This window comes from Terrabacter sp. 2TAF16 (assembly GCF_052115065.1).
In the GTDB taxonomy this organism is placed as follows: Bacteria; Actinomycetota; Actinomycetes; order Actinomycetales; family Dermatophilaceae; genus Terrabacter.
The window spans coordinates 1-12628 of the sequence record NZ_JBFRFZ010000027.1 but is presented as its reverse complement, the minus strand read 5'-3'; the positions used below and the strand labels follow the sequence as shown (position 1 = coordinate 12628).

7 protein-coding genes are annotated in these 12628 nt (G+C 67.8%); 3 read left to right on the top strand and 4 right to left on the bottom strand.

Translation table 11 applies throughout. The features are described 5' to 3' along the window. Window positions 1-890: 890 nt before the first annotated feature. From AB4Z14_RS21735 to AB4Z14_RS21725, 3 genes are all read left to right on the top strand, one after another. On the top strand, window positions 891-3767 hold the full coding sequence (locus tag AB4Z14_RS21735) for an ATP-binding protein (protein ID WP_442277060.1): 2877 nt from the start codon (window positions 891-893) through the stop codon (window positions 3765-3767). A 520-nt stretch (window positions 3768-4287) separates the two neighbouring features. After that, entirely contained in the window at window positions 4288-6012 is a 1725-nt protein-coding gene (locus AB4Z14_RS21730) for a ribonuclease J (protein ID WP_442277059.1), read from the top strand. Between the two features lie 728 nt (window positions 6013-6740). Beyond that, window positions 6741-7067 (top strand): hypothetical protein, encoded by a 327-nt coding sequence (locus AB4Z14_RS21725; RefSeq protein WP_056773404.1) that lies wholly within the window; start codon window positions 6741-6743, stop codon window positions 7065-7067. A gap of 315 nt (window positions 7068-7382) precedes the next feature. On the opposite strand, the gene AB4Z14_RS21720 is transcribed toward AB4Z14_RS21725, so the two are convergent. The 4 genes from AB4Z14_RS21720 to AB4Z14_RS21705 form a co-directional block, all read right to left on the bottom strand. Continuing rightward, a complete protein-coding gene (locus AB4Z14_RS21720) occupies window positions 7383-9365 on the bottom strand; it encodes a potassium transporter Kup (protein ID WP_442277058.1) in 1983 nt (660 codons plus the stop codon). Window positions 9366-9547: 182 nt separating this feature from the next. After that, window positions 9548-9961 (bottom strand): VOC family protein, encoded by a 414-nt coding sequence (locus AB4Z14_RS21715; RefSeq protein ID WP_056824019.1) that lies wholly within the window; start codon window positions 9959-9961, stop codon window positions 9548-9550. 381 nt (window positions 9962-10342) lie between these two features. Beyond that, the gene (locus AB4Z14_RS21710; protein ID WP_442277057.1) at window positions 10343-11872 is read right to left on the bottom strand and encodes a CYTH and CHAD domain-containing protein; all 1530 of its coding nucleotides are present in this window, start codon (window positions 11870-11872) and stop codon (window positions 10343-10345) included. A 264-nt stretch (window positions 11873-12136) separates the two neighbouring features. Further along, a partial coding sequence (locus AB4Z14_RS21705) for a transposase (protein WP_442277056.1) occupies window positions 12137-12628 on the bottom strand: 492 nt, incomplete at its 5' end.

The following is a 12628-nucleotide window of genomic DNA, read 5'->3' as shown; positions in this document are numbered from 1 at the left end:
CCGCGCGCTCCACCTCAGCAGGTGTGAGCGACTTCTTCGCTGCTCTCTCAAGCGGGCTCACGCCCACCAGTGTGTCGGTCATCATCCGACCCTTCCCGCTGAACCAGTCAGCGCGTTGGGCCAGTTACACCGTTACTCGGACAGTCTCGTTGGCCAGAGTTGACAACGAACTTCGGCACGTCGGCCGGAGCCGGGATCTTTAGTTCGGCCGAGTTGCTCGAGGCGGCACCGGCGCCACGGGCAGTGGAGGACTCGGTGCAGGACCCGAGCGTGCCCGCGCCCAGGTAGTTCTCGCACCGGGCGGACCCGGGCGATGGCGGGGGGTCGTGCGGCTGCGACGAGAAGGCCGGGCCGATGAGGGTCAGAGACAGTGCTGCTGACGCACCGAGCGTGGCGGCGACGCGGCGAGCCGGACGGTTGCGGACGCAGGACCGACTGGCGATCGCGGTGGTGTGAAGGTTCATGACATCTCCTGGACTTGTGCTGCCGACGATGTGCCGACGACCTCCACGATCCGGCCGTGCAATCGCCTCCACATCGGGCGTGCTACCAGTCCTCGAGTCCGCGACTACCTAGCCTCAATGCCCGCCTGCCCACCCGACGTTGCGGCCACACCCCGACATGTGGTGATGTCACGCGCTGCCCACTCAGGGTCGACGCCAGTCGCTACCGGATGGAATGCCACGTACGGGATGGCTCTTCCGCGGCCGCGGAGCGACAGACCCAGGACCTGAGCGAGGGCGGACACCCGACACCTGACTCCTAGGTGAGATCACGTGATCCTGATGTGCAGCATGGATTGCTGGACTCAGTGCTTTATCGCGGGCCGGGCGCCGTCGTGCGCCCTACGCTGGAGACCACGCAGCAGCGCGGTCGCCGGAGGGATGCGAATGATCGCAACTGGGACCGAGTCGCCGGTCGGACGTGAGTCGGAACTCGCCGCGGCCGAGGCGCTCCTCCATCACCTCGCGGTCAGCGCCCTTCCGGCGGGGCTGCCGCAGGCACGCGCCCTGCTCATCGTCGGGGACGCGGGTGTCGGCAAGACGACGATGGTGCGGGCCATCTTGGCCGCGGCGGCGGGTCTGGGTCTGTCGACCGGCGAGGGGCACTGCCTTGATCTGGGGAGCGGTGCGCCCTTCGCCCCGGTGACTGAGGCGCTTCGCCAAGTGGTCGCCGCGCGGGCCACGGAGACCGGCTCGGCTCCGAAGGCAGCAAGATGGATTTCCGACGATGTCGTGATTCGCGGACAGACGCTCGAACGTCTCCTGGGTAGCACCTCGGCGCTCGCCGCAGATCGGGGGCTGGTCATGGCCATCGAGGACCTGCACTGGTCCGACCCCTCAACCCGCGACTACGCACTGGCGCTGGTCCGCACCAGCCGGTCAGCCGTGCTCCTCGTGGTCACCGCGCGCGCCGACGACCTTGTCGAGGATCACCCCGGCCGGTCAGCGCTCTATGAGCTTGGGCGCTCGCCTGGTGCGGTACGCCTCGACCTGGCCCCTCTCGATGAGTCCGGGGTGGCCCTGTTGGCCGAGCGGCGACTCGGTCGGCCTCTCGGCCAGGTCGGGTTGGCGGACCTCTTCAAGCGGTCGGGGGGTGTTCCCCTTTATGCGGAAGAGATCATGAAGGCGGCCCGCGAGGCGGTTCCGGCTTCGCTGCACGACCTGCTGGTTCGGCACGTCATGAGGCTCTCGCCTTCGTGTGCGGCGCTGGTGCGTCTGGCGTCCGTGGGCCCGGCCGTGATCGACATCGATCTGCTGCACGACGGGTCGGGCTTGGACTCGGCGGTCTTCGAGGCGCTCGTCCACGAAGCCCTCGCGGCTGGGGTGTTCACGCGGCACGGTGAGCAGTTCGAGTTCCGGCACGCGCTGCTGCGCGATGCGGTGGAGGAAGACCTGCTGCCCAGCGAACGCGTCGCGCTGCACCGTGCCTACGTCGGCATCCTGCGGGAACGTGCCGAGGCGGGCTCGGCGGCCGCGCGGTGGCAGGCAAACGCGGCTCTGGCCGTGCACGCGACTGCCGCCGACGAGGAAGCGACCGCCTTGGTGGCACACGTGAGAGCGGGCCATGCCGCCCAGCAGCACGGGGCCCCGGAGGCGGCAGACCACTTCGAGTCGGCGCTTGAGCTGTGGTCTCGAGTGCCGAACGCCGACGCGCTCGTAGGTTTCTCCGATGCGGAGGCAGCCGCGTGGGCAGCGGAGTCGCTCTTCGACTCCAATCAGTACGAGCGTGTCGAGCGGTTGCTGCGGCATGCTGTGATGTGTCTCGGTCAAGGGACCGACCCGATGGTGGAAGGCCGGGTCCTTCGTATTCTGGCGGCGCATGGGCCCGGCGTCGCCGGGCTGGTCGACCCGGTGACGGCGAGCGACCGGGCCATCGCCCTGCTATCGGCCCGACCAAGCCACGAGCTGGCCGAGGCGTGGCGGGCGAAGGCGTACAACCACAGGCGTCGCCACGAGTACGAGTTCGCCCTTACCGCGGCAGCCACGGCGGCGGACGTAGCTCAGCGTGTGAAATCGCCGACGGCAGAGTACAGAGCTCGTCGGGAGGCGGCCGACGCTCTCCACCAGTTGGGAAGGCTCCCGGAAGCGCTGAACGCTCATCAGGCTGTGGTTTTGCTTGCCGGCCGGGCAGGCGCGCCCGGTGACGCCCTCGATGCAACAGCGGAGGTGGCGTGGGACCTGATCTGCAGTGGCCAGCTCGTGCGGGGCGCGATCGTGGCCAAGCAAGGCGAGGCAGGCGCCCAAGCAGAGGGTCTCACGCGGATCGCCACGTTCAACGGAGAGCAAGACCTGAAAGCGCTCATTTGGCGGGGACGCCTCGCCGAGGCAGAACAACGCCTCAGCGACCTCAGCCGAATGGGCTACCCCGAACACCGACGTCGCTGGGCACAGGTGGACCTGCTGATCGCCCAAGGAGACCTGCACTCGGCACTGGAGATCGAGCAGCGCACGATCGAAGCGGACTACGCACCGCAAACGTACGCCTGCTGGGACACCCTGCGACGAGTCGAGCTCTATGATCAGTTGGAAGACGTGGGGCGTGGGATCGAAAGCGCCCAGATCCTCTTGGCCCGGGCAGAGACGGAGTCTCCCGTCGAGGCTGCGATGCGAGCCCGGTGTGCCCTACAGGCGCTTGGGACTGCGGCCCTGGTCGGGCACGCACCGCCTGAAGGGCTGCAGGCAGCCGCACAGGAGGCGGTTGCTGCGGCCCGGCGCGGGCTCACCGAAGACTGGGCCCGATCGCTTTACGGTGTGCACCTCGCCGTGGCTGAAGCATATGCGCGCCGTCTCGACGGGCGCCCAGCTGTCGATGCGTGGTCACGGGCAGTGGACCTCGCTTCCGTCTTCGGCGCTTTCTTCGCCCTTCGCCCGCAGCTCGAGCGGGCCCGCGAGGAGCTGGCCCACGGCGAACGTGACGCCGGTAAGGCGCACCTCATCGCGCTCTGGCGCTCGGCGAACTCGATGGGTGCCCGCTGGTTCGCTGCCACAGCCGCTGCGAAGGCGCGACGACATCGAGTGCCCCTTCCTGACGCGGACGAAGCCCCCGGCCCGAGAGACCGTCTCACCCCGCGTGAACAGGACGTTCTGGGCCTGCTCACGAAGGGAGCGACGAATCGCGCCATAGCCCGAACCTTGTTCATCAGCGAGAAGACGGCGGCGCTGCACGTCAGCCACATCCTGGCCAAGCTCGGGGTGGCCAACCGCGGAGAAGCAGCGGCGATCGCCCGCTCCGCAAATCATCGTCTGCCTGCGGCAGAGGACTGAGAACCAAAGGTTCGGAGAGACTCAATCAGCACTGTCACCGGTACTTCCGCACATTCGTAGACGAGTTCGGCGTCGACGCACTGGGTCCCTCGACAGCCAGCCGTGGTAGCGCGGGGCACTCGCTACTTGACCCAACTGCCCTCGTCCGTTTGCAGGACGATCTGCTGGTGCGCAACCCGCCGAAGATCAATTTGAACGGCTTCGCCGCCTGCAGGACGCGTCGGAGTGACCGGATCCGTCCATAGGGGGCGTTCGCACAGAGGTGTTTCAGGCATGGCCACCCGGCGGCGCGGCTACTCTCCAGCCGACGACCCGGCGGGAGAAACAACGTCAAATGACAACGCCGCGTACGCCCAGGCGGCGACGGTGGGGCAGGTGCTGAGAGACTCAGTCCCATGCTCAGCACGACAAGGATCACCATGCCAGCGCAGCGGAGTCCCAGAACCGACCGGACAAGCCCGAACCCGGCCCCGTCCAGTTCGGCTGACTCGCCGGTTTTCGACCGTTCGAGGCGTGGGCTATGAGCGCCGGCGGCGGTCGCAGACCTCAGACCCGCGGGCGGGGACGCGCCTCTCGGCGGTCCCAGGATCTTCCCGGGCTGCCGCGCGACGGCCTTCGGATCGTTCCCCTGGGGGGCTTGGGCGAGATCGGCCGCAACATGACGGTCTTCGAGCACGCCGGGCGGCTGCTCATCGTCGACTGCGGCGTCCTGTTCCCTGAGGAGCACCAGCCAGGTGTCGACGTGATCTTGCCGGACTTCTCCTGGCTCCGGGAGCGTCTCGACAAGGTGGACGCGATCGTGCTCACGCACGGCCATGAGGATCACATCGGCGGCGTGCCCTACCTGCTGCGAGAGCGGGCGGACATTCCGGTCGTCGGCTCGCGTCTCACGCTCGCCTTCCTCGAGGCGAAGCTCAAGGAGCACGGCATCACCCCCGTCACCGTCAAGGTCAGCGAGGACGACCGGCGCACCTTCGGTCCCTTCGACTGCGAGTTCATCGCCGTCAACCATTCCATCCCCGACGGGCTCGCCGTCGCGATCCGCACCGCGGCGGGCCTCGTCCTGCACACGGGCGACTTCAAGATGGACCAGTTCCCGCTCGACGGTCGGGTGACCGACCTGCGTGCGTTCGCACGCCTCGGCCAGGAAGGCGTCGACCTCTTTCTCGTCGACTCGACGAACGCGGAGGTCCCCGGCTTCACGGTGTCAGAGGGCGAGCTCTCCCCCGCGATCGAGACCGTGTTTCGGACGACGCCAGGTCGGGTCATCGTGTCGAGTTTCGCCAGCCACGTGCACCGCATCCAGCAGGTGCTCGATGCGGCCCGCGACCACGGACGGAAGGTGGCCTTCGTCGGCCGGTCGATGGTGCGCAACATGGGCATCGCCGCGGACCTCGGCTACCTGGACATCCCGCAGGGCTTGGTCATCGACCTCAAGCAGCTCGAGCGCCGCCCGGCGAACCAAATCGCCCTGATCTGCACGGGATCGCAGGGTGAGCCGCTCGCCGCCCTGTCCCGGATGGCCAACCGCGACCACCCCATCCGCGTCACCGAGGGCGACACCGTGCTGCTCGCCAGCTCGCTCATCCCCGGCAACGAGAACGCGATCTACCGCGTGATCAACGAACTGACCCGCTGGGGCGCGAACGTCGTGCACAAGGGCAACGCCAAGGTGCACGTCTCCGGCCACGCCAGCGCCGGCGAGCTCGCCTACTGCTACAACATCGTCCAACCCTCCAGCGTGCTGCCCGTGCACGGTGAGTGGCGTCACCTGCGGGCCAACGCCGACATCGCCATCCGGACAGGCGTCGACCCCAAACGCGCCCTCATCGCCCACGACGGTGCCGTCATCGACCTCGTCGATGGCCAGGCGAAGATCACCGGCTCCGTCCCTGCCGGGCTCGTCTACGTCGACGCCATGACCGTCGGTGGAGCTACCGAGGAGTCGCTCCACGTGCGCCGCACCTTGGCCGAGGAAGGAGTCATCACCGTCGTCTGCATCGTCGACCCCGACACCGGCAAACTCACCGAGGAGCCCGACTACCTCGCCCACGGATTCGAACACGCCCCAGGCGACTTCGCCAAGGCCACACCCGCCATCCAGAAGGCACTCACCACCGCCACCAAGGAAAACATCGAGGACATCGAGCAGATTGAGGAACTCGTCCGCCAGGCAATGTCCAACTGGGCCTACCGACAAACCCGCCGCAGCCCCCTGATCATCCCAGTCATCGTCGACGCCTGAGCCTCCGCCGGGCCGCCGCGAGCAACACCCTCCCGAGGGTTGGATGACGATCTTGGGTGCGGACCCGCCCTCACGAGACCTGGCATGTCCGACTTCACCCACTGCCCCAACCAGCCATCCGCGCTAGAGACGCTGCCCTGGTCACCCAATCCTGAACCCAGGGGCCACCGGACAGACACAGTGGGCGGTGCGCCGGAGGCCGGCGTCATACCGACGCGATCGCCCACACGTCGGGCTCCATAGCCACCGAGGACCGTATCGATCCTGGGCTGACGCCGTGAGCGAGTTCGTGCGGCGGCTCAGTAGCCGCTCTCCCCACCACCACCGCCACCGCCACCGCCACCGCTGTAGACGATCACGAGAACGACCACCACGACAGCGACAGCGACAAGTACTGCGATCATCCATCGCCTGTTTGGCACCCGGACCACCCCTCCCATCGGGCGCCAACCTTTTCAGGGTCGGCCCCACCCATCACGACGCACAGCGCCAAGCCACGGTTCAACCGGGGGACGTGACATCGCCGGCTCGACCCGGGAGCGGGTCCCGTCTAGAAGGTCCGTGAATGCCGAGGCGGCTGCGTCACATCGGCCGCGTGCCGGGCCGCACCTCAGCAGGTCGAACAAGACGCGACGGATGTCCCAGTCGGACATGTAGCGGACTCTCAGCATCTGGCCCTAATCTCTGCTCGCTGCGGCCGCGCAGCCCTTGCGAAGTGGAGGTATCCGGTGACGGTCATCAAGTCCCTCTGGGCCAGCGTTCAGGGCGACCCGGTCTTCATGCGCCGGGTCAACGGCTGGTTCACCATCTTCTGGCTCGTGATGATCCCGGTGTCGCTGGTGACGCACTGGGTCAACTCCGTGGTGTACGTGTCAGCTCTGTCGTTGTGGGCTCTCGTCTCGGGCCACTGGTCCGCGTGGCAGGCCGCTCGTGTCGAGGTGAAGCAGCACGAAGAAGCCCAAGCCGCCCGCCACGAGAACCTGGCTGAGGAAGTCGTCGAGCAGCTCGTAGAAAAGACAGACGTACAACCCCAGCCCACGACTCAGACTGTCTGAGAGGCGCCGCTGCTGACGCGGTCTCCCTAACCGGGTAAACCGCGACCTTCGCGACGGGGCGGTCGCTAGGACTACCCGTCTGCGTCAGTTCGCCGCGCGCGGGGCACACACTGATACGCGTGTTCGGCCTGCTAGCTGGTGTCGGCACGTTGGAGAGGTGCTGCCGGGGCGATCAGGACGACACCCCAGCGGGCCCGTGTGAGGGCGACGTAGAACAGACGTCATTCTTCGAGCGTGCGAGTGCGGCTCCGGCTCGGCCATGGTGAGGGACAACGCGGGGTCATCCACCACGCCGTGTCCCGAACCACCTTCCGGCTAGAGCTCGATGTGGGCGCCCATGACGATGGTGCGCTCGGGCGGCAGGTGGAAGACCTCCGTCCGGTTCGCGGCGTTGTGGTACATCCACGCGTAGAGGCGCTTGCGCCACGTGCGTAGCCCACGGTGGCCCGTCGCCTGGACGGTCAGCACCGAGAGGAAGTAGTGGGCCTGATCGAGGTCGACGTCGAGCGCACGCGATGTTCCGACGGCCAGTGCCAGTCCCGTGGGGATGTCTTGGCTGTCGGTGAAGCCCACGTGCACCTTGACGTGCACGAACCCGTCGGTGGCGTCGCCCAGGTCGTCGACCTCGACGCGGTCCACGTGGCGGATGTGGGGCACGTTCTCGTTGACGATCTGTACGAGGATGACCTGTTCGTGGACGACGTGGTTGAAGTCGGCGTTGGCCCGCAGAGCGAGCGGCGTCGTCGTCGCATTGGGGTGCGGGAAGACGGCCACCCCGGGAACGCGCCGGACGAGCTCGGGGTGGTCGCGAACTACCTTGAGGAAGAGCTGGAGCGGGCCCTCGAGGTCTCGTTCCTCGGCATGCAGCGCATCGGTCCCGCGCCTGAAGGTCGTCATGATGGCGACCACCAGGGCTGCGATGACGAGCGGTAGCCAGCCGCCGTTGACGATCTTCGTGAGGTTGGCGCCGAGGAAGGTCAGCTCGACGGCGACGACGAGCAAGATGTACACGACGAGCTTCCACGTCTGGACCTGCCACACGTACCTCGCGAGCAGCAGGAAGAGTGCGCTCGTCAGGAGCAGGGTGCCCGTGACCGCGAGCCCGTAGGCCGCCGCGAGCCGGCTCGAGCTGCGGAACGCCGCGGTCAGCACGAGCACGCCGACGAAGAGGATCCAATTGATGACGGGCACGTAGATCTGGCCGCCCTCCTCACGGGAGGTGTGCCGCACGGCGAGCCGGGGCAACATCCCCAGTCGCACGGCCTGCCGGGACACCGAGAAGGCTCCCGAGATGACTGCCTGCGAGGCGATGACGGTGGCCACCGTGGCGAGCAGCACGAGGGGCAGGGCGGCCCACGACGGGGCCAACAGGAAGAAGGGGTTCGACACCGCGGACGGGTCGGCGAGGATCATCGCACCCTGCCCCAGGTAGTTGACGGCGAGCGCGGGGAAGACGACGACGTACCAGGAGAGGCGGATCGAGCGGGCGCCGAAGTGACCCATGTCGGCATAGAGCGCCTCGGCGCCCGTGATGGTCAGCACCACCCCACCCATCGCGACGAACGCGATGAACGGGTGCTGAGCGACGAACATGAACGCGTACGTCGGCGAGATGGCCTGGAGGATCAGGGGGTTCGCGACGATGTGAGGCAGGCCGAGCATGGCAAGCACCGTGAACCAGAGGACCATCACCGGACCGAAGGCCTTGCCCACGACGCCCGTGCCCCAACGCTGGATGACGAACAGCCCGGAGAGCACGACGAGGGCAATCGGCAGCACGAGGTCTACAAGGGTGGGGTTGGCGACCTCGAGTCCCTCGATCGCCGAGAGGACCGAGATGGCGGGAGTGATCACCGCGTCCCCGTAGAACAGGGCGGCGCCGAGCAGGCCCATCGCCATGACCGCTGCGAGCCGACGAGTTCCTTGCAGGTGGCGGCGCAGGAGCGCGACGAGCGCGAGGATGCCACCCTCCCCGTCGTTGTCGGCCCGCATGGCGAGTGACACGTACTTCATCGACACGACGAGGGTGATCGACCACAGGACCATGGAGATCACGCCGAGAACATCACTTCGGGTGGCCCGCACCGTGTTGTGCTCGATGCTGAAGACCGTCTGCATCGCATAGAGCGGGCTCGTGCCGATGTCGCCGAAGACGATGCCCAGCGCGCCAAGCGCCAGCGGAAACGTCCTGCCGCTGCTGGGATGGTGGCCGTGGATGCCGCTGGGGCGCGCCGCATCCGGTCCCGCGGATTCTGGTTGCCGCGCGGCCGGCGGTGTCGCTTCGCCCGCGGACGTCACAACGTCATCGTGGCACGGGTGTTGGCGGCCGTCCGACGAGTCCGGCAGATCCGGTAGATCACGGACCTCACCAGATGGCTGCACTCGTCGGCACGGGCACGGGCACGGGCACGGGCACGGGCAGCGTGCGTCTTCTCGCCGCGAGGCGACCTCCCGTGAGCGGCAGCTCCGCTCAGCTTCGATCACTCGTGTTTCTGGGCGACGAAGGCCGCGATCACCTCTTGCGAGGGGTGACCCCATCCGATGCAGAACGGGTGACCCGCGGGGTCGGCGTAGACCTGGTGTCCCTCTTCGCTCGTGAGGTCAGGAGCCTTCATGAGCAGGCTTGCTCCGAGCGCCATGGCTCGCTCATGAGCCTGGATCGGCTCCTCCACGTGCAGGTCGAGGTGCATCTGCTGGGGGGATCCGTCGGGCCATTGCGGTGGGACGTGGTTTGGGGCGTGCTGAACGCCGATTCGCCAGTTGCCGGCCTCGTCGATGACGCAGTGGAACTGCTTGTCTCCGAATACGTGCCCGCCCACCAGGCCAGCCCAGAATGCGCTTTCGGCGTCAATGTCGGCCGCATCAAAGACCGTGACCTGTCTGATGATCTTCATCCTTCTGGTCCTCTCACGAGCTTTGCCTTCAAGGTACCCAGCAAAGAGGACGGTCTACTTCCGGAACGGTCGAAGCTGAATGGTCGCACCGTCGGGTTACTACACGCGCCGCGTGGCCCTCGGTCCAAGTGACGCAAGCCCTTGTACGCGGAGAGGTGCAGTCTGCCTGAGCCGATCCGTCACCCCGGGAGCCGTGGTGACGTAGACGTCTCCCCCAGTTCCCTGACGCCGACACTCGGCTGGTCAACGAGACGAGCGCGAGCATCGCCGGCGTCCCGCGGGAGACAGATCACCGAGCATCTGGGCCAGGAGAGGCACGCCAGTCCGGCCGCTGGAGGCGGGCAGCATTCCCCAGCCTGGAACTCGAACCGGCCGATGTCCTCAGCCCACCCAGCGGGGTATCTGCCTCTTGTGGAACGTCGACCAGGCGGTCGCGAAGTCAGCGGTGGCTCGGTCGGCGCGGGCCTGCTCCAGGGCATGAAGGCGGCCGAAGGTGAAGGCGTTGTCGCCGTCGAGGTGAGCCTGCATCCCGTACTCACGTAGCCGTTGACGGGCGACGACCGAGTCCTGACGGACCCCGAGGGCCTCCTGGACCTTCTTGGCGGAGGCTGCCAGGGAGCGGGCTCGCTTGCCGACGACAGGTGTGGCGGCCTCAGCGGCGTAGCGCAGCCGCTTGGCCTTCTTCCGCGCCTCGTGAAACGCGACGTCGCGGGCCTCGGGATCCTGCGCAGACGTGATCGCACGAACCTCCCGATCCAGCCGTTTGACGTCGCGGCGCAGCAGCCGGCGTACGCCCTCCTCCGCGGCCGTGTCGGCGTCCGAGCTCAGCGGCGCAGCCCTGACCAGCTCGTCGAGGGCGTCGAGCATCCGAAGGTACCGTTCGCTCTCGAGGGCCTCTAGGGCACGTTCGCGTCCGGCCTTGTATGCCGCGCTCAACTCGTCGTCGATCCGCGCGGCGACGGAGCCGACGACCAGCTCTGGGGGCTCCTGTCCGAGCACCCCCGTCAGGTGCTCACGCAGGACCTGCGCGTCGCGGGCTTGCCCGAGGGACTCACCGAGCCAGCGCAGCTCCGCTCGGACCGGATCGGTCGCGGCACGCTCGAGCATCGGGGCGAAACTGGTCAGCGCGGACCGGAGCCGGCGCGCGGTAATCCGCATGCGATGGATCGACCCGGCCTGCCCGGCCCGCACGCCAGCGTCCCGCAGTTGCAGCTTGGCCGTCTGTTCCGTCAGAAGCGCGACGAAAAGCTGCCCTACCGTGCCTCCGGCCAGGTCGTCCTTCGAGGGCGGAGCCGGGAGAGCCGATGCGAGCTCACCGACGGTGCGGGCGAACTTCGAGGACACGCGCGCCGGTGAGGCTCCCGCAGCCACGAGGTGCGCCTCCACGGCGTCCAGCAATGTCGGGGACGCCCCGTCGAGCTCGACCTCCCATTCCCGCCACGACTGCTCCGGGCTCCGGTCGTCCAGTCTCTGCGCCCGCACACGGTCGTCGCAGACCCGGGCAAGGACGGCGCCGTCAGGGCCAGACAACACATACTCACGACGGGTCGTGCTCACCGATGCGACGGCGCCAAGCAGACGGTCCCGCACGATGGCCCGCACGTGCGTGAGCAACGAGGCGGGCACCGTCTCCTCTGCCTGCCCGAGTGGAACCTGCAGCTCGGTGCGGGTGTCCCCGCTGACGGGCAGCTTGAGGTGCCAGCCGGCGTCGGCGCCGCCGCTGCGTCGTCGCAGGGTCACTCCTCGGCGGGCCAGATCCAGACCCGCCGTGTCGAAGTACACCGCGTCCAACCGGAACTCCTCCGGCGGACGGACCGAGCCCACGCCCTCGGCCTCGGCCAGGTTCGGCAACACCATCGTCGGGTCGACGTCATATTTGCGCTCAACCTCGTCATGCCGAGTAGGGCTCATGTCCATCATCTTCGCGCAGCAGCGGCGGCCGGGAGCCGGGATGCCACGGTTGACCTCTCACGGTGGGTTCCGGGCTCGGCCAACCCTCCGTGCGCACTGCACTCGATCGACTGGGCAGACCCCAGCGTCGAGGCGCCCCCGACCGCTATTTCGGGTGGCGTCCGCAGCGTCCGGTCACCGGGCACTTCGACCGCACAAAGCGTTGGGTCCTTTGGTCAAGTCCGTATCGGTGGTGTACGACGGTGATCCGTCGGGGTCGTTCGGTTAGGCGGTGATCGCGGCGGCGATCAGGTCGTTGGTCATCTCCTCGGGATCGTCGTCGGTGGTGCGGTCGGTCAGGACGGCTCGGGCGTTCTTCAGCGCTTCCAGGCCGAGGTAGCGGCGTTGTTCGGCCCACTCGTCGTGTTGCTCCGCGAGGACCGCGCCGACGAGGCGGATCACGGCCTCACGGTTCGGGAAGATGCCGACGACGTCGGTGCGGCGGCGGATCTCACGGTTGAGCCGCTCGTTCGGGTTGTTCGACCAGATCTGGCGCCAGATCTCCCTCGGGAAGACGGTGAAGGCGAGGATGTCGGCGCGGGCCAGCTCAAGGTGCTCCGCGACGGCCGGGAGCTTCTCGTACAGTCCCTCGAGGACCCGGTCGAACTGGGCGTTCACGGCCTCGGAGTCGGGCTGGTCATACACCGAGTGCAGTAGCGCCTTGACCCACCCCCACTGCGACTTCGGCGTCACGGCCATCAGGTTCGCGGCGTAGTG

Excerpts from the sequence above, each read along its gene's own strand:
- AB4Z14_RS21735 (WP_442277060.1), top strand. The coding sequence starts at position 891 with ATGATCGCAACTGGGACCGAGTCGCCGGTCGGACGTGAGTCGGAACTC.
- AB4Z14_RS21730 (WP_442277059.1), top strand. The coding sequence starts at position 4,288 with ATGAGCGCCGGCGGCGGTCGCAGACCTCAGACCCGCGGGCGGGGACGC.
- AB4Z14_RS21715 (WP_056824019.1), bottom strand. The coding sequence starts at position 9,961 with ATGAAGATCATCAGACAGGTCACGGTCTTTGATGCGGCCGACATTGAC.
- AB4Z14_RS21710 (WP_442277057.1), bottom strand. The coding sequence starts at position 11,872 with ATGAGCCCTACTCGGCATGACGAGGTTGAGCGCAAATATGACGTCGAC.